At 64.9% G+C, this 18,344-nt stretch carries 13 protein-coding genes and 1 riboswitch; of the genes, 8 read left to right on the plus strand and 5 right to left on the minus strand.

Going from position 1 to position 18,344, the window contains the following annotated elements; genetic code table 11:
* Window position 1 precedes the first annotated feature (1 nt).
* Together cobN and cobW are read right to left on the minus strand one after the other, a co-directional pair.
* Complete coding sequence (gene cobN, locus N805_RS09270; protein ID WP_028613831.1) at window positions 2–3,763, minus strand: cobaltochelatase subunit CobN; 3,762 nt, start codon at window positions 3,761–3,763, stop codon at window positions 2–4.
* Between the two features lie 3 nt (window positions 3,764–3,766).
* Window positions 3,767–4,834, minus strand: coding sequence for a cobalamin biosynthesis protein CobW (gene cobW, locus N805_RS09275; protein ID WP_028613830.1), 1,068 nt, complete (start codon window positions 4,832–4,834; stop codon window positions 3,767–3,769).
* Between the two features lie 99 nt (window positions 4,835–4,933).
* Window positions 4,934–5,151: riboswitch (cobalamin riboswitch) on the minus strand.
* A 101-nt stretch (window positions 5,152–5,252) separates the two neighbouring features.
* Between cobW and N805_RS09280 the strand changes: the two genes are divergently transcribed.
* From N805_RS09280 to N805_RS09295, 4 genes are all read left to right on the plus strand, one after another.
* Window positions 5,253–5,630, plus strand: a complete 378-nt coding sequence (locus tag N805_RS09280) for a glyoxalase superfamily protein (protein WP_028613829.1) — start codon at window positions 5,253–5,255, stop codon at window positions 5,628–5,630.
* Window positions 5,627–5,986: a hypothetical protein gene (locus tag N805_RS09285; protein WP_028613828.1), complete on the plus strand. Its 360-nt coding sequence runs from the start codon at window positions 5,627–5,629 to the stop codon at window positions 5,984–5,986. Before N805_RS09280 ends, N805_RS09285 begins: the two co-directional genes overlap by 4 nt.
* A 446-nt stretch (window positions 5,987–6,432) precedes the next feature.
* The gene (locus N805_RS09290; RefSeq protein WP_019473780.1) at window positions 6,433–8,010 is read left to right on the plus strand and encodes an ATP-binding cassette domain-containing protein; all 1,578 of its coding nucleotides are present in this window, start codon (window positions 6,433–6,435) and stop codon (window positions 8,008–8,010) included.
* 136 nt (window positions 8,011–8,146) lie between these two features.
* Window positions 8,147–9,166, plus strand: coding sequence for a branched-chain amino acid aminotransferase (locus N805_RS09295; RefSeq protein WP_019473779.1), 1,020 nt, complete (start codon window positions 8,147–8,149; stop codon window positions 9,164–9,166).
* 196 nt (window positions 9,167–9,362) lie between these two features.
* On the opposite strand, the gene N805_RS09300 is transcribed toward N805_RS09295, so the two are convergent.
* Complete coding sequence (locus tag N805_RS09300; protein ID WP_028613827.1) at window positions 9,363–9,791, minus strand: multidrug/biocide efflux PACE transporter; 429 nt, start codon at window positions 9,789–9,791, stop codon at window positions 9,363–9,365.
* 92 nt (window positions 9,792–9,883) lie between these two features.
* Here N805_RS09300 and N805_RS09305 point away from each other — a divergent pair, with 92 nt between their 5' ends.
* The 4 genes from N805_RS09305 (at window position 9,884) to N805_RS09320 (ending at window position 15,911) form a co-directional block, all read left to right on the plus strand.
* A complete protein-coding gene (locus N805_RS09305; RefSeq protein ID WP_028613826.1) occupies window positions 9,884–10,738 on the plus strand; it encodes a LysR family transcriptional regulator in 855 nt (284 codons plus the stop codon).
* Between the two features lie 291 nt (window positions 10,739–11,029).
* Entirely contained in the window at window positions 11,030–12,709 is a 1,680-nt protein-coding gene (locus N805_RS09310) for a hydantoinase B/oxoprolinase family protein (protein WP_230685730.1), read from the plus strand.
* A gap of 13 nt (window positions 12,710–12,722) precedes the next feature.
* Window positions 12,723–14,807: a hydantoinase/oxoprolinase family protein gene (locus N805_RS09315; RefSeq protein ID WP_028613824.1), complete on the plus strand. Its 2,085-nt coding sequence runs from the start codon at window positions 12,723–12,725 to the stop codon at window positions 14,805–14,807.
* A gap of 147 nt (window positions 14,808–14,954) precedes the next feature.
* Window positions 14,955–15,911 (plus strand): helix-turn-helix domain-containing protein, encoded by a 957-nt coding sequence (locus N805_RS09320; protein WP_028613823.1) that lies wholly within the window; start codon window positions 14,955–14,957, stop codon window positions 15,909–15,911.
* Window positions 15,912–15,920: 9 nt separating this feature from the next.
* Here N805_RS09320 and N805_RS09325 read toward each other — a convergent pair whose 3' ends face one another.
* Window positions 15,921–16,814, minus strand: a complete 894-nt coding sequence (locus N805_RS09325; protein ID WP_028613822.1) for a DUF2950 domain-containing protein — start codon at window positions 16,812–16,814, stop codon at window positions 15,921–15,923.
* Window positions 16,811–18,190: a DUF3300 domain-containing protein gene (locus tag N805_RS09330; RefSeq protein WP_028613821.1), complete on the minus strand. Its 1,380-nt coding sequence runs from the start codon at window positions 18,188–18,190 to the stop codon at window positions 16,811–16,813. Before N805_RS09330 ends, N805_RS09325 begins: the two co-directional genes overlap by 4 nt.
* Between the last annotated feature and the right edge of the window lie 154 nt (window positions 18,191–18,344).

An 18,344-nucleotide genomic window follows, 5' to 3' on the forward strand; every position in this document is an offset into this window, starting at 1 on the left:
TTCAAGCCTGTTCCTCGCCGTCGAGCAGTTGCGCCTCAAGGGCTTCGCGGTACTCGCCAGGCGCCTGCCACAGCCCGCGCTGCTGGGCCTCCAGCAGGCGCTCGGTAAGGTCGCGCAGGGCCTCGGGGTTGTGCTCGCGCATGAAATCGCGGGTAGCCGGGTCGAGCACGTAGGCATCGGCCAGCCCCTGGTAATGATGGTCGTCGATCAGGTGCGTGGTGGCATCGAAGGCGAACAGGTTGTCGACCGTCGCCGCCATCTCGAAGGCACCCTTGTAGCCGTGGCGCTTTACCCCGTCGATCCACTTGGGGTTGAGCGCGCGGGCGCGGATCACCCGGTTCAGCTCTTCCTTGAGGGTACGGATGCGCGGTCGGTCTACCTGGCTGTGGTCGCCGTGGTAGCTGGCTACCGCCGCCCCGGACAAGGTTTCCGACGCTGCCAGCATGCCCCCCTGGAACTGGTAGTAATCGTTGGAATCGAGCAGGTCGTGCTCGTGGTTGTCCTGGTTCTGCAGCACCGCCTGCACCTTGGCCAGGCGCTGGGCGAACTGGGCGCGGGCCGGAGTGCCGTCGTCGCTGGCGCCGTAGGCGTAGCCGCCGTGGTTGAGGTAGACCTCGGCCAGGTCGTCGCGGCTGTGCCACAGCCGCCCGTCGATAGCGTTCTGCACCCCGGCACCATAAGCACCGGGTTTGGCACCGAACACCCGCCAGCCGGCCTGGCGCGTGGCCTGCTCGGCGGCAACGCCTTGCCCCAGCAGCGTGGCACGCTCGCTGCGTACCCGGGCGGCCAAGGGGTTGAGGTCGTCGGGCTCGTCCAGCGCGGCCACCGCCTGCACGGCGGCATCGAACAGACGGATAAGGTTGCCGAAGGCATCGCGGAAGAAGCCGGAAACGCGCAAGGTCACATCCACCCGCGGGCGGTCGAGCAAGCTCAGCGGCAGTATTTCAAAATCGTCAACGCGCTGGCTGCCGGTGGCCCACACCGGGCGCACGCCCATCAGCGCCATGGCCTGGGCGATGTCGTCGCCGCCAGTACGCATGGTAGCCGTGCCCCACACCGACAGGCCGAGCTGGCGCAGGTGATCGCCGTGGTCCTGCAGGTGGCGCTCGAGGATCAGGCTGGCCGAGGCGAAGCCCAGGCGCCAGGCCGTGGTGGTGGGCAGGTTGCGCACGTCCACGGTATAGAAGTTGCGGCCGGTGGGCAGCACGTCGAGGCGCCCACGGCTGGGCGCACCGCTGGGGCCGGCAGGCACGAATCGCCCGGCCAGCGCCGCCAGCAGGCCATTCATTTCAGCAGCGCCGCAGGCATCCAGGCTGGGCGCCACCGCTTCGCGCAAGGCCTGCACCACATCATGCACCGGCTGCCATTCACCCATACCGGGAAGCTGCAGGGTGCCGCCCAGCGCCTGCTCGATCACCTGCTGCGCCAGAAGCTCCAGGCGTTCGCGGGTATCGCCACAGGTGCGCCAGGGTTCACTGCTCATGGCCTGAAGCTGCTCAGGGCGTACGCCCTGCCAGGGCAGCCCAAGCTCACAATCGAGCGGGTCAAAGCCTGGCACCAATGCCTTGGCCAAGGCCCGCAACAGGCTGGCATTACCGCCACGACCGTCGCCACGCTCAACCCGCACCAGTGCCAGCAGCGTATCCAGGCGCAGCCGGCCTGCTGGCGACTGGCCAAACACATGCAGGCCATCGCGAATCTGCGATTCCTTCAGGTCGCACAGGTAGGTGTCCAGGCGCGGTAGCCAGACGGCGGCATCGTCCAACTGCCCTTCCAGCTGCAGCTCACGGTCGATGTGGTTGACCTTGACCAGCTCGAGGATGTCGCGCTGCAACTCGCGGGCACGCCGCGGGTCGAGTAGCTGCGCTTCGTAGAACTCGTCGGCCAGTTGCTCCAGGTGGCGCAACGGGCCGTAGGTTTCGGCACGGGTCAGTGGCGGCATCAGGTGATCGATGATCACCGCCTGGGTACGGCGCTTGGCTTGGGCACCCTCGCCCGGGTCGTTGACAATGAACGGGTAGATGTTCGGCAGTGGGCCAAGCAGCGCGTCCGGCCAGCACTGCGCCGACAAGCCGACGCCCTTGCCGGGCAGCCACTCAAGGTTGCCGTGCTTGCCGACATGGATCACCGCGTCGGCGGCGAACGCGTGGCGCAGCCAGAAGTGAAACGCCAGATAGCCGTGCGGCGGCACCAGGTCGGGGTCGTGATATACCGCGCTAGGGTCCACCTGGTAGCCCCGGGCGGGCTGAATACCGACGAAGGTCAGGCCAAAGCGCAAGCCGGCCACCATCAGCCGGCCGCTGCGGTACATCGGGTCCTGCTCGGGCGGCCCCCAGCGCTCCAGCACTGCCTGGCGATTGGCCTCGGGCAGGCGCTCGAAGGCGGCCTGGTAGTCGGCCAGGCTCAGGCTCTGGGCGCAAGGGCGCTGGTCAAGGTGGTCAAGGTCGTTGGTCACGCCGCCGAGCAACTGGTGAACCAGTTGCGTGCCACTGCCCGGCAAATCGGCCAGCGGATAACCTTCGGCCTGCAGCGCCTGGAGAATGTTAAGTGCGGCAGCGGGCGTGTCCAGGCCGACGCCGTTGCCAATGCGGCCATCGCGGGTCGGGTAGTTGGCCAGCACCAGGGCGACGCGTTTCTGGGCATTGGGCAGGCGCGCCAGTTCGACCCAGCGGCGGGCCAGCTCGGCGACAAAGTCCATGCGCTCGGGGTGGGCGCGGTAGCACACCACGTCGGACTGGCTGCGCTCGCTGCGCCAGGCCATGTCCTTGAAACTGACCGGGCGGGTAATGATGCGCCCGTCCAGTTCGGGCAAGGCGATGTGCATGGCCAGGTCGCGCGCGCCCAGTCCCTGTTCGCTGGCCTCCCAGCCGGGCTGGTTGTCCTGCGCGCAGATGGCCTGCAGCACCGGAATGTCGCGGCGGAACGGGCGCAGGTTAGGCCGTTCGGGACTGGACAGGGCAAACCCGGTGGTATTGACCAGCACTTCGGCACCGACCTCGTCCAGCCAGGCTTCGACCTGCTCCAGGCAGGTGCTTTCCTTGAGGCTGGCCACGGCGATCGGCAACGGGTTCAAGCCAGCGGCCTGCAGGCGCTGGCAGAACACGTCGATGAATGCGGTATTGGCCGCCTGCAAGTGCGAGCGGTAGAACAACAGCGGCGCTACCGGGTAATCCGGGTGCCAGTGCGGGTACCAGTCTTCCAGTGCCACACTACCCTTGGCCGGGTGATACACAGCGGTGCGCGGCAAGGGTTGCGGCTCGTCCCAGGCATAATCGCGGCCCAGCCACTGGTTGGCCAGGCACTTGTACAGGTTGATGGCATTGGCCTTGCCGCCTTGGCGCAAGTAGTGCCAGAGGCGCTCGGCCTGGTCGCCCGTGACGGTGCCCAGGCGAGTCAGTTCCGGGTCCGGGCGATCATCGCCCGGCACCAGAATCAGCTGCACGCCACGCGCAGCCAGCTCGACCAGTTGCTCGACGCCATAGCGCCAGTAACCGACGCCCCCGTGCAGCGACACCAGGATGACCTTGGCATGGCGCAGCACCTGGTCGACATACAGGTCGACCGAAGCGTGGTTCTGCACCTGCATCGGGTTGGCCAGGCGCAGGCTGGGGAAATCCTCAGGCAGTTGCTCGGCGGTATCGGCGAGCAACGCCAGGTGCGAATCGCCGCTGCAGAGAATCACCAGTTCGGCGGGTGTCTGGCCGAGGTCGGCAATACTGTCATCCGGCACGAAGCCGCCGGGCTGGGTCCGCAGCAGGTGCACGGGTCAGGCGCCCAAGGCCTGGCGCAGGCGCGCTTCCAGCTGGACAGCGTCGAGGTCCTGGCCGATCAGCACCAAGCGGGTGATGCGCGGCTCGTCGGCACGCCAGGCGCGGTCGAAGTGCTTGTCGAAACGCGTACCCACGCCTTGCACCAGCAGGCGCATCGGCTTGCCCGGGATGGCAGCGAAGCCTTTGGCGCGCAGGATGCCGAACTCCACCACCAGCTGGGTCAAGGCGTCGAGCAGCAGGCTTTCGTCAGCCTCTGGCAGGTCGATGGAAATGGAATCGAAAGCGTCGTGGTCATGGTCGTCATGATCATCGCCATCGTGGTGCAAATCGTGGTGGGTGCGGCGGCCATCAATGTGTGCCTCGGACTCGGCGCCCACGCCCAGCAGCACCTCCAGTGGCAGCTTGCCGCTGCTGGCCTCGACCACCTTGACTGCCGGCGGCAGTTCTTCGGCCACTTCGGCGCGGACCTTGGCCAGGCCTTCGGCGTCTATCAAGTCGGCCTTGTTCAGTACCACCAGATCGGCGCTGGCCAGCTGATCGGCGAACAGTTCGTGCAGCGGCGATTCGTGGTCCAGGTTAGGGTCGAGCTTGCGCTGGGCATCCACCTGGTCCGGGTAGGCGGCGAAGGTGCCGGCAGCCACGGCCGGGCTATCGACCACGGTGATGACCGCGTCGACGGTGCAGGCGTTGCGGATTTCTGGCCACTGGAAGGCTTGCACCAGCGGTTTGGGCAGGGCCAGGCCGCTGGTTTCGATCAGGATGTGGTCCAGGTCGCCACGGCGTGCCACCAGCTCGCGCATGACCGGGAAGAACTCTTCCTGCACGGTGCAGCACAGGCAGCCGTTGGCCAGCTCATAAACGCGGCCGCTGGCTTCTTCTTCGGTGCAACCGATGCTGCACTGCTTGAGGATTTCACCGTCGATGCCCAGTTCGCCGAATTCGTTGACGATGACCGCAATGCGGCGGCCCTGGGCGTTGTCGAGCATGTGGCGCAGCAAGGTGGTCTTGCCCGAGCCGAGGAAGCCGGTGACGATGGTAACGGGGAGCTTGGCCAGTGTTTTCATGTCGCATTGCCCTTGGCAGAGTGGCGCGGGCATGCAGGACGAGAGCCGCGGGCCAGGTTGGCCGGGCTTGTTCGCCACCGGATCACCCCGCCCGGTTGAAAGTCGAAAATGTTGCGAGGCAGGTCTCCTGGCTTGCACCGTTCCAGTTCGCCGTTCAGTTGAACAGCGGGCTGGCGGGATGACGCCTTCCCGCACGTTGGCGCAGTGGCTGTGTCGATCCGTTGTCGGTGCTTACAGTTGCGGGGGCAGCCGCGGCTTGTACCGCGTTCCCGTCTTAGCTTCGGCCTGGCCGAAGAACCTCGAAGTGGCAAGGCTACGCAGTGGCTGGCGGGTGGTCAACCATTGCTGCGGGGCTTGCCGACAACTCTTGACACCACTGCGGTACAGTGGCGACTTTGCCCACTGTCAAGGACGCCCCATGCCCCTCGCCCCCGCCATCCCGGTACTGCGCATCTTCTCGGTCGACAAGGCCAGGGAGTTCTACATGGATTTCCTCGGTTTCAGCCTGGACTGGGAGCACCGCTTCAGCCCGGACCTGCCGTTGTACATGCAGATTCACCGCGATGGCCTGATCCTGCACCTTACCGAGCACCATGGCGATGCCTGCCCCGGCTCTACAGTGTTCGCCCGCCTCGACGACTTGCGAGCGCTGGAGCATGAACTGCAAGGCAAACAGTACGGTTACGCCCGGCCCGAAGCCGAGCGCCTGGACTGGGGCCTGCAGATGCAGGTATGCGACCCGTTCGGCAACCGCCTGCGCTTCTGCCAGCAGATCGATGACGAGGCCAGCCTGTGAAGGCGCTGGGCAAACGCGAAATGGCCCGCCTGGAGCGGGAGTTGGTAGCGTGCCTGACGGACGCCTGTGAAACCGCCAAGGCAGAAATCGTCGGGTTCACCTGGCTTACCCATTGTCTCGATCCCGAGCATTTTCCGGCCAGCCTGCGTATTACTTGGGTGTTTGAACAAGAGGCCGACAAAGTCGCTGCTGTGGCGGGTGAAGCAAAGGCACGCATGCTTGCGCTGACCCGTCAGGCGTTGGACCACGCCGGCATACAACTGGATCACCCGGCCTGGCATGTACGGTTTGACAGCGAAGAGGCCTGCGAAAAGAGCCACGGGGGCGACTGGGCCAAGCGCTTGACGGGGCGCTGAGCCCAGGGCCAGACAAGCTCGGGCGCCGCTCGCGCGGCGCATCGCCGGCAAGCCAGCTCCCACCCTGACCGCGCCGGCCTGACGCCATGCGCAGTACCTGTAGCTCCACCCTGACCACGCCGACCTGACGCCATGCGCAGTACCTGTAGCTCCACCCTGACCACGCCGACCTGACGCCATGCGCAGTACCTGTAGCTCCACCCTGACCACGCCGACCTGCCGCCATGCGCAGTACCTGTGGGAGCTGGCTTGCCGGCGATGAGGCCAGTGCAGGAAACCCATACACGGCGGGCGGTACTTTACCCGCCCCCGACGGGCCGTTAGGCTACGCACTCCCCCATTACGAGGTGTTCGTCCAATGCGCCATTGATGCCGCCGTCCGTTCGACGGCCAGTCTTCAGCCTCCGGTTTGCTCCGGAGATGTCGCGGCATTTGTGGAGTTGTGCATGACGAACACGTCGATCCTGACGCTGGACAGCGTCTCCTTGGCCTTGCCTGATGGCCGGCTACTGTTTACCGACCTCAACGAAACCTTCGACCAACGGCGTACCGGCCTGGTCGGGCGCAATGGCGTGGGCAAGAGCCTGTTAGGGCAGGTTCTTGCCGGCCAGCGTGCACCGAGCAGCGGCCAGTGCAGGCGCCGGGGGCCTGTCCACCTGCTGAACCAGCAGGTAATCGAGCGCAGCACCACGCTTGCCGACCTGGCCCAGGTGGGGTCGGTGGTTGCGGCGCTGGAGCGCATCGAGCAAGGCAGCATCAACCCCCAGGATTTCGACACCGTTGGCGAGCGCTGGGATATCCGCGAGCAATTGCAGATGCACCTGCAGCGCAACGGCCTGGGTCACCTTGACTGGCGCCAGCCCGCACGCAGCCTAAGCGGCGGCCAGGCCATGCGCGTGGCGCTGGCAGGCGCATGGCTCAGCGGTGCCGACTACCTGATACTCGACGAACCGAGCAACCACCTGGACAGCAACGCCCGTGCCCAGCTGCTGAGCATGATCGAGGCCTGGGACCGAGGTTTGCTGGTAATCAGCCACGATCGCAGCCTGCTGGCGCACATGGCGCGCATTGTCGAACTGTCCAGCCTGGGGTTGCAGGCCTATGGCGGCAACTACAGCTTCTATGCAGCACAAAAAGCCAGCCAGGTGGCGCAGGCCCAGCAGCAACTTGCCCGGCTCAAGCAGCAGCAACAACGCCAAGCCCGTGAACTGCAGCGCCAGCGCGAAGACCTGGAACGCCATCAGGCCCGGGCCGGGCGTCAAGCCAGGCATGCCAACCAGGCCAAGATCCTGGTCGACCGCCAGCAGGAGCGCAGCCAGGCCACGGCGGGCAAGCAGCACCGCGACCATCGCGACGCCCGGCAAGCATTGCTGGGCAAAGTGCATGACGCCGCCCGCGAGGTCGAGCAAGCCACTGCGATTACCTTGCATGCCCCCACCCCCCAGCGTCATGCGGGCCGCGAAGTGTTGGCGTTGCAGGCACTTCGCTTGCCCCATGGCACCCGCAAACCGCTTGACCTGCGCTTGTGCCTGGGCCAGCGGCTGGGCCTGATCGGCGCCAATGGCAGTGGCAAGTCCACGCTGCTAAGGCTGCTGAACGGGGAATTACCGGCGTCGCCCGACACGTTGCGCCGCAGTGGCGAAACCGCCCTGCTCGACCAGCACTGCAGCACGCTGGCAGGCCACAGCAGCGTGCTTGAACACCTGCGCCAAGCCAACCCGGTGCTGGCCCAGGGCGAGTTGCGCAGCCGCCTGGCACAACTGGGCCTGGATGCGGCCCGTATCGAGCTGCCCAGCAGCCTGCTCAGCGGCGGCGAGCGGATGAAGGCAGCGCTGGCCGCCGTGCTGTACCGCGAGCGGCCACTCGACCTGTTGCTGCTGGACGAACCCGGCAACCACCTGGACCTGCCGTCACTGGCAGCCCTGGAGCGCATGCTCGGGCAGTTTCGCGGGGCGCTGATAGTGGGGTCCCATGATGCGGATTTGCTGGAAAACCTGGCACTGGATGAGTACCTGCGGTTGTAGGAACCGAAAAAAAAGCATCGCAGGCTATCAATTCGTGACTGGCCGTTCCCGATCCGCGACGGATGTATTATGGTGACGTGGTGCGCATATAACAGCAGCCCGAGCGATCGGGCACTTGCAAGACAATGAGGGTGTCATGAGCAACGAAAGCATTAACTGGGACAAGCTGGGTTTCGACTACATCAAAACCGACAAACGCTACCTGTCCGTATGGCGCAATGGCGAGTGGGACAAGGGCACCCTGACCGACGACAACGTGCTGCACATCAGTGAAGGCTCCACGGCCCTGCACTACGGCCAGCAATGCTTCGAAGGCCTCAAGGCCTACCGTTGCAAGGACGGCTCGATCAACCTGTTCCGCCCGGACCAGAACGCCGCCCGCATGCAGCGCAGCTGCGCGCGGCTGCTGATGCCGCATGTGCCAACCGATGTGTTCATCGAAGCGTGCAAACAAGTGGTCAAGGCCAACGAAAAGTTCGTGCCACCGCACGGCAAAGGCGCCCTTTACCTGCGCCCGTTCGTGATCGGCACCGGTGACAACATTGGCGTGCGCACCGCCCCCGAGTTCATCTTCTCGGTCTTCGCCATCCCGGTGGGCTCGTACTTCAAGGGCGGCATGAAGCCGCACAACTTCCAGATCTCCAGCTTCGACCGCGCCGCCCCACAAGGCACCGGCGCAGCCAAGGTCGGTGGCAACTACGCCGCCAGCCTGCAGCCAGGCGCTGAAGCCAAGAAGGCCAACTTCGCCGACGCCATCTACCTCGATCCGCTGACCCATACCAAGATCGAGGAAGTCGGTTCGGCCAACTTCTTCGGCATCACCGGCAACAACGAGTTCGTTACCCCGAAATCGGCCTCGGTGCTGCCAGGCATCACCCGTCTGTCGCTGATGGAACTGGCGCAATCGCGCCTGGGCCTGACCGTGATCGAAGGCGATGTCGAAATCAGCAAGCTGGACCGCTTCATCGAAGCCGGCGCTTGCGGTACCGCTGCGGTCATTACCCCGATCGGCGGTATCGAGTACAACGGCAAACTGCACGTGTTCCACGACCTGGTAAAAGTCGGCCCGGTTACCCAGAAGCTCTACAACGAGCTGACCGGCATCCAGAGCGGTGATGTTGAAGCACCGGCAGGCTGGATCGTCAAGGTCGCCTGAGGCGCATCAGCTGTATGAAAACGGGGCATGCCAGCGATGGGATGCCCCGTTTTTTGTTGGATGACTCACGGTCCCTGTGGGAGCGGGTTTACCCGCGAAGCAGGCGCCGCGGTGGTTGGCACCGGCTACGCCGGTGTTCGCGGCTAAAGCCGCTCCCACAGGGGACGCGTGAGCTTTCGGAATTGGCGCCGGCAACTTATGCCACGCGACGCTGCATCAGCAGATGCCGGGCTTTGTCGAACGCCCAGTTGTACAGCACGGTGTAAGGCAGGATGATCACGAAGAAACCCAGCTCCACCATGAACGCCTGCAGCAGCGAAATATCCAGCATCCACGCCGCCACCGGCAGGCACCACACCACCAGCCCGGCCTCGAAGCCCAGGCCGTGCACAAAGCGCGCACTGGCCTTCCAGTTGATGCGTTCAGTCTGCACCCAGCGATCAACCAGCGCGTTATAAACCATGTTCCACAGCATGGCGATCATCGACAGGGTTACCGCCAAGGCACCCGCAGTCGCCAGCGATTTGCCCATCACCCAGGACAACAGCGGTGCGCACAGCAGCACAGCGAATACTTCGTAGCCTACGGCGTGTACCAGGCGTTCGGTGAAAGAGACCGTTTTCATTGCAAATTCCATCCATTGCGTGAGTCGTGCTTCCTATTTTCTTTGATAGAACTGATACTCGCGACATAGCTACCATCGGTTTTATCAATACCATGCGCTACTCACCCGAGGCTCTGGTCGCCTTTGTCGAAGCCGCATCGCTGGGTTCGTTTTCTGCGGCGGCACGCAAATTGCGCAAAAGCCAGTCCACGATCAGCATCGCCATCGCCAATTTCGAGGCCGATATCGGCTGCTCGCTGTTTGATCGCGGTGGCCGCCACCCCACGCTGAATGAAGCGGGGCGACAGGTACTAAGCCATGTCGAAGCGATCCTGGACGCCAGCGCCCAGCTCGATGCCCTGGCGGTAAGGCTGGCGCAAAACGTCGAGGCGCTGGTCTCAGTGGTGATGTCGGACAGCTATAGCGTCACCTTCCAGGGCGCGGTGATGGCTCGCTTTGCACAGCACTACCCGCACACCGAATTGCGCTGCGGTCCGGCGGAAGACGCCGATGTGATCGAAATGGTCCAACAGGGCCTGGCCCAGGTCGGCATCCTTGCCACACAGCCCAGCTACCCCGCCGACGTTGCTGTGGCGCGCCTGCCAGAGCAGGCGGAGTTCGGTGTGTATGTGGCCAGCGAGCACCCGTTGGCGGGGCTGAAAACGGTGCAAACGCAGCACCTTGAAAACGCACGGCAGCTGTACATCAAGACCTATGCTCCCAGCCTGCACCACGGCCGCGGCCAGGCCTGGTCGGCACCGGATTACCTCACCTTGCTGGAGTTTGCCGTGCGGGGGTTTGGCTGGGCCGAACTGCCCAGGGCGCTGGTGGCGCGGTTTGGCAACGAGCTGGTGGAGTTGCAGATAGCGGGTTACCCGCGCCGGGTGGATATGGATGTGGCCTGGTCGAGCCGGCGGGCGCTTGGGCCGGCGGGGCAATGGCTGGTGCGGCAGATGCTGGGGCAGTAGGTCTCAACCTGCCAGAATTTGGGGCTGCTGCGCAGCCCATCGCGACACAAGGCCGCTCCTACACGGGGGCACGTTCTCTTGTGTGAGCGCCCCGGTAGTGCGCCATAACACAACAACCAGTACACCCAGCGACAAGCCTTCCCCCCGCCCTGCCCCGTAGCCTGTCACCACGCGCCGCCCTGCCGCGGCACGCACCCAAAGCACAAGAACAAACGTTGGTGACCTATGCAGACAGTAGATCCGATCACCCTTGCGGTTGTCCGGGGTGCGCTGGAGACAGCGCAACGCGAAATGACCCTGACCCTGGAAAAGACCGGGCGCTCCAGTGTGTTCAACCTGGCCCACGACTATTCCAACTCGCTGTTCGACCACCTGCCGGAAATGATCCTGCAAGGCCAGGACATACCCATCCATCTGGGCTCACTTATCCCGGCCATGAAATGCGTGGCCGAATTCTTTGGCGACGACATTGCCGAAGGCGACGTGATCTACCACAACGACCCCGCCTACAAGGGCAGCCATATCCTCGACTGCTGCATGTACAAGCCGGTGTACTACCAGGGCGAACTGGTGTTCTGGACGGTGTGCAAAGGCCACCTGACCGACATCGGCGGCCCGGTACCGGCCGGCTACAACCCCGATGCCAAGGAGATCTACGCCGAAGGCCTGCGCATTCCGCCGGTCAAGCTGTGGGAAAAGGGCAAGCGCCGCGAAGACGTGATCAACTTCATGCTCACCAACATGCGCGCACGCCCCTATCAGGAAGGCGACCTCAATGCCCAGTACGGCGCCTGCAAGGTCGGCGAGCGGCACTTGCTGGAGCTGCTGGACAAGTACGGCGTGGCCCAGGTGCGGGCGTGCATTGCCGAGCTGAAGCACATGGCCGACCGGCACATGCGCGCGCTGTTGCGCGACGTGCCGGACGGTGACTACAGCGGCACCGCCGTGCTCGAAGATGCAGGCCACGGCCTGGGCGAGCTGGCCATCACCGCCCATGTGCAGATCCGTGGTGACCAGGCCCACGTGCGCATCGACAGCCCGCCGCAAGTGCCCTACTTCATCAACTCTTACGAAGGCAACTCGGTCTCGGGCGTATACCTGGGGCTGATGATGTTCGCCCAGGTGGCGCCGCCCTACAACGAAGGCCTGTACCGCTGCGTCACGGTCGATGTCGGGCCCAGGGGTACCTTGTGCAACGCTGAAGAACCGGCGCCCCACGTCAACTGCACCACCACGCCAATGGAAACCTTGGCCGATGCTGTGCGCACCGCGCTGGAACAGGCCTCACCCCAGCGGGTAACGGCCTCCTGGGGGCACACCAGCGGCATCAACATCGCCGGCCACGACCCGCGCAACGGCGACAGCGAGTACGTGACGATGGTACTGGCCTCGATCATTTCCGGCGCCGGTGCCAACCAGGTGATGGATGGCTGGCACGCCTGCGGCCCGCTGTGCTGCTTCGGGGCGCTGATGAGCGGTGATATCGAGCTGCTCGAACACGCCTACCCGGTGCTGATCCACCGCTACAGCCTGATGGCCGACAGTGGTGGCGCCGGTGAATTGCGCGGTGGTTCGGGCACCCGCCTGGAGATCGAGCCGCTGGACCACGCCATGACCGTGGTCGGTTTCGGCGAGGGCCGCCAGTTGCCCACTGCCGGCGCGGCCGGGGCACGCAACGCCCTGCTCGATCCCAAACTGGGCCGGCTGATCCATCGCCACGCCGACGGTAGCGAAGACCACTACACGCAGAACCCGATGCTTACCCTGCAACCCGGCGAACGCATCATCAACATCAACCCCGGTGGTGGTGGCTACGGTGACCCGCTGCGCCGTCCGGTCGCAGCAGTGCTGGAGGATGTGCGCAACGGCCTGGTCTCGCCACAAGGGGCAGCCCTGGAATACGGCGTCGTCGTCAATGACGATGGCCGCCTCGACGAAACCGCAACCCGCCTTGCCCGCGCCCAGCGCTGACCGGAGAACCATCATGCGTAATCAATATCGCCTGGGCATCGATGCCGGCGGCACCTTCACCGATTTCATCCTGGCCGACCGCGACGGCGGCGTGCAGCTGTTCAAGGCCCCGTCCACGCCGCAGGACGGCACCTTGGCCATCCGCGCCGGCCTGGCGCAGATCGCCGACGCCACCGGGCGCAGCCCAGCCGAGCTGATCGCCAACTGCGACTTGTGCATCAACGGCACCACAGTGGCCCTCAATGCGCTGATCGAGCGCACCGGGGTCAAGGTGGGCCTGCTGTGCACCGAAGGCCATGAGGACAGCCTGGAAATCCGCCTCGGCCACAAGGAAGAAGGCCACCGCTACGACGCCCATTACCCGCCGGCGCACATGCTTGCCCCACGCCATCTGCGCCGCCCAGTAGGTGGGCGCATCCTCGGCGATGGCCGTGAGCACAGCCCGCTGGACGAGCGCGCCATTCACGACGCCATCGACTACTTCCGGGCCGAAGGCGTGCAGGCCGTGGCCATTTCCTTCCTGTGGTCGGTACGCAACCCCAGCCATGAGCAACGGGCCGCCGAGCTGGTACGGGCCGCCCTGCCCGGGGTGTTCGTCTGCACCGGCTGCGAGGTGTTTCCACAGATTCGCGAGTACACCCGCACCTCCACCACCGTGGTCAACGCCTACCTAAGCCCCGTGATGGCGCGCTATGTGGCGCGCATCGACAGCCTGTTCCAGGAGCTTGGCGCGCAGCAGCCAGTGCGCTATTTCCAGTCCAACGGTGGCCTGGCGCCCGGGCACCTGATGCGCGAGCGCGCCGTCAATGCGATCAACTCCGGCCCCGCCTCGGCGCCACAGGCGGGGCTGGCGGTGGCGAGGCCGTTCGGTATCGATAACGTCATCACCGTAGACATGGGCGGCACCTCGTTCGACATCACCCTGACCAACGCCGGCCGTACCAACTTCAGCAAGGACGTCGACTTTCTGCGCCAGCGCATCGGCGTGCCGATGATCCAGGTGGAAACCCTGGGTGCTGGCGGCGGGTCTATCGCCCACCTGGACGAGTTGGGCATGCTTCAGGTGGGCCCACGCAGCGCCGGTGCCATGCCTGGCCCGGTGTGCTATGGCAAAGGCGGTAGCGAACCCACGGTAACCGACGCCAACCTGGCCCTGGGCTACCTGCCCGACGGCGCACTACTGGGCGGCAGCATCCGCCTGAACCGCCAAGCCGCACTGGACGCTATCCGCAGCAAGATCGCCGAACCGTTAGGTATCAGCGTGGAACGCGCAGCATTCGGCATCACCACCCTGGTCAACCTGAACATGGTCAACGGCATTCGACGCGTGTCCATCGAACGCGGCCACGACCCGCGCGACTTCGCCCTGATCGGCGCTGGGGGTGCGGCGGGCATGCACGTGGTGCGCCTAGCCGAGGAAATCGGCATGCAGACCGTGTTGATCCCCAAGGTGGCCTCAGGCCTGTGCGCGTTCGGCCAGATCCTGTCCGACGTCCGCTACGACCAGCTCACCAGCCTGTCCATGCGACTGGACGGCGGGCACGTCAACCTGGCGCAGCTCAACCAGGCCCTTGCCGAGCTGCGTCAACAAGGCCTGGCAAACTTGCGTGAAGACGGCTTTGGCGACCAGGCCAGCAGCTGCCACTACACCCTGGAAATGCGCTATCTGGGGCAGATCCATGAATGCAGCGTGGAGCTGCAGCAGCATGCACTGGATGACGCGGGCCTGGCCGCACTGATCAGCCGCTTCCACAGCCGCCACCAGACCCTGTACTCGTACAGCGAGCCTGACAGCCCGGTGGAGCTGGTGAACCTGGAGTGTTCGGTGATTGGTCACCTGCCGCGTCCGCCACAGCCCGAGTTGCAGGGCCCGGCCCAACCACCTGCGCCTGCCCCGGAAGGTGTCCGCCCGATGCTGTTCAGTGCCGAGGGCGAATGGCAACCCACACCGGTGTTCAACGGCAACCGCCTGTTACCTGGGCAGACCGTGCATGGCCCCTGCGTGATCGAGGAAGACACCACCAACATCGTCCTGCCACCCGGCTGGCAGGCGCGCCTGGAGCCTTCGGCCACCTACAGGGTGACACGCGGGGCTTGATCAAAGGGTCGGCGTGCGCCGATCATGGGCCTGAAGCCGCCCGGCAACCTTGCGCTGCCGGGCGGCTTGCACAATAACAAGAGCTGCTTGAGTAGCTTGCCTGCAGTTCCTTTTTTCAATGCTGCCCTCTTTGAAAAAGGACCCACCATGCCCACAGAAATCTCGACCCACGGCTGGGCACAGCCGGAGCGCCAGGCGCGCTGGGCCGAAGCCATCAGTGACACCTATTTCCCGTTGAGCCTGGAGTTTGCCAGCGAGCAGCCATTCGATGGCCACCTGCAGCGCTGGAGCACGCCCAGCACGCCACTCAGCCTTTCACGCCTGCGCTCCAGCCCGCTGGGCTACTCGCGCAGCAAGGCGCACGTTGGCCAGGACCATGAGGCGTTCTACCTGGTCACGGTGCCGCGCAGCAGCGAAGTACACTTCGAACAGGACGGCCATCCGCTCAGTTGCAGCCCGGGCGGGTTCATCGTCGAGCGCGGCGATGCGCCTTACCGCTTCCATTACGGCACGCAGAACGACCTGTGGGTGCTCAAGCTGCCCGAGCGGGCACTCAAGGCCAACCTGCTCGGGCACAAGCGCTATACCCGGCATTGCTTCGATGCCAGCCAGGGCCTGGGGCGCATCTTTGTAGAGCAACTGGACCTGTGCGCCCGCCATTTCGACGCCAGCCCGGCCGCTGCCCGGCACCTACTGCTGGAACAGGCTTCGGCCACGCTGCTGCTGGCCCTGCAACAGGATGAGCGAGTACTGGGCAGCGAAGGCAATAACCTCAGCACCCTTCACCTGACACGGGTCGAGCAGTATGTGCAGCAACATCTGGGCGACCCCGAACTGTCGCCACAAACCATCGCCAGCGCCTGCGGGCTGTCATTGCGCTACCTGCACAAGCTGTTCGCGATCACGCCCTATACCCTTGGCGAGTGGGTACGCCAACAGCGCCTGGAAGCCGTGCACCGACAACTGCGCGACCCGCATTGCCACCTGGCCATCGGCGAGTTGGCGTTCCGTTGGGGTTTTACCGACCAGGCGCAATTCACCCGGGCGTTTCGCCAGCACTACGGGTGCACGGCGCGAGAAGTCAGGGCGGCGCGATTGCAGTGATTGTCGGGCTCAATCCCCTGCCGCCACATCCACTACCTTCCAGCTGTCATCCGGATCAAAGCGTTTCATCTCCTTGGCCAGCCTGTCGCCATGTGGCCCGAGGTCTTTCTCGAACACCTGGCCGTCATGGCTGATCATGAAACTCATCACACCGGTGTCGTTGTACCTGGCCGGCCAGGCGACCATGGCGAAACCACGGCTCATCTGGCTGCCGATCAGGTAGCTGTAGGCGCCACCGGGGGCGGATGGGCCTTGTCCGTCAAGGATGCGGAAATGGTAGCCATACCAGTCATCGCCAACCACATCTTGGCCGAACAGCGGCCCCAGCGGGCTGACCTGGCCATCGCCGTCGTCATCCCAATACAGCCCGTCATGCTTGCCGGGCTCGCTGAAAATCTTCTGCGCGTACTCCAGCGCACCGTTGCCGTTGTGGTCCTGGGTGGCGTATTCCATTTGCGCATCGTGATAGGCCAGTAGCGACTGCAGCACGCCCAGCTCGTTGCGCCCGATGCGCCGGGCGCGGATTTCGGCGCTGCCGGCCTTGAGGTCGAAGCGCCAGCCCTGGCTGCTTTGGGTCAACGGTATGGGCAAGGTCCAGTGGGCGTTGCCCACCGCCAGGATAGCCTTGCCCTCGCCTGCCCTGTCGATACTGTGCTGCGCGTGATACTGCTGCAAAAAGGTGTCCACGTCGCTGCGTTGCACACCGCCACGCGGTATGTAGGTGCGCCAGTCATCACCCAGCAACTGGGCCAGGCGGGTTTCATCGGCCTTTTCCGTGCCCAGCGCCGCAATGAAGGACTCCACGGCCTTCTCCGGCGTCGGGAATGCCTCCTGTGCAGCCGCCAGGGAAGCCCATGCCAAGCCTGTAGCAAGCAGCATTGCTGCAAATACTGGACGTTTCATCGACGGCCTCCTCCGCCACGGCGCACTGGCGCACTGGGCCGGGAGATCGGGTGGCCGGCGGCACGTGATGCATTGGGCCGCTGGGCAAACGACTGGCTGGTACGACCGCGGTTGGCCTGCAGGTTGGTGCGTGACGGCGAACGTACGCCATCAAAGGCATTGTTACGCGCCCGGCCGGCGCTGTTGGCCGGCCGGTTCTGTGCCACCTGCCGGCCTTGGGTATTGCGTGTTTCCTGGCGACGGTCGGTTGCTCTGGCAGTGTCGCCACGGGATTGCATGCGGTTGCCCACCGAATTACCCGCCTGCGCCTCGCGCATTTGCTGGCGTGCCTGGCGGTTGTCGGTGGCCGGCCGTTCCATACCCGCGCGGTCCATCGAGGCCCGGGCCTTGTCCCGAGCCTGCGCCCGCTGGGCGTCGTCGCCACGGAAAGCAGTGCGTTGGGTGGCGCCGTCCAGTTGGCGGCCATACTGCTGGCGGCTGCGGGCATCGCGGTAAGGCACCCCTTCGCGGTTGGCGGCATTGTGCTGCCATTTGTTCTGGTTGTTGGTGATGCGGTTGTTGGCGTTGATGTTGTTGTATCGGTTGACGTCGATGTCGATGTCGTTGTGGCCCCAGTCGCAGTCGCCCCACAACGAGGCGACGACCGCCACGCCGGTACCGAAGGCCAGGCCGGCCACCAGCGCGGAACCGGCGTAGTACATCGGCGGCGGTGGGTAGTAAACGGGCGGCGAGGCCGGGTAGGCCCAAGTACCATAGGTGGTGGTGGGGTTGTAACTGGGCACGTACACCACTTGCGGCTCGGCAGGCTGGATGATGATGGTGGATGGGGCACTGCTGGAAGCCTGTGTTGCCGGGGCGGCCTGCACGGTCACGTTCTGGTACTGGTTGCTTTGCAGGTTGCCGGCAGCCTGTGCCTGGTGACGCAAGCGCTGTACCGCGCCCATGACATCGTCGGGCTGCGCCAGGAACGCATCACCCAGGCGCTGCACCCACGCCGGGTCCTGGCCCAAGGTCGCCAGCAGCTGTGGGAAGGCTACCAGCGCTTGTACGCTCGGGTCCCACGGCTGCTTCGCGACCTGTTTGACTGCATCATCGCCCGACGCCTTGGGGTTGGCCTTGGACCAGGTGACAGCTTCGCTCACCTGTCCCGGGTAAGTGGCGGCCATCAATACCTGAGCCAGCAGCGGGTCGGGGTACAAGGCAACCGGCGCCAGCATCTGGTCCAGCTGCTCTTGCGTGAACACCGGGGTCTTGGCCGCGACCGTGTCGGCTTGCGGGGCTGGGTCGGGGGCTGGTACGTCTTGCGCCAGCGCCAGGCCGGGCGCCGCGTTCAGGCACATCAGCGCCGACAGCAAAGCAAACAATGGCATGCGCATCGGTTATCCCCAACAGGTCAGATGGCGTGGGTTAAGGGTAGCAATGGCGATGCGTTTGGCCAGATGCGGGAGCGCAAACTCTTAGCACTGATGCTTGCGTCAATAGTGACTATCGAACAAGGCAATTTCTACTGATCGCGCAGGCTTAATAACC

Source organism: Pseudomonas putida S13.1.2 (assembly GCF_000498395.2).
Taxonomy (GTDB): domain Bacteria; phylum Pseudomonadota; class Gammaproteobacteria; order Pseudomonadales; family Pseudomonadaceae; genus Aquipseudomonas; species Aquipseudomonas putida_Q.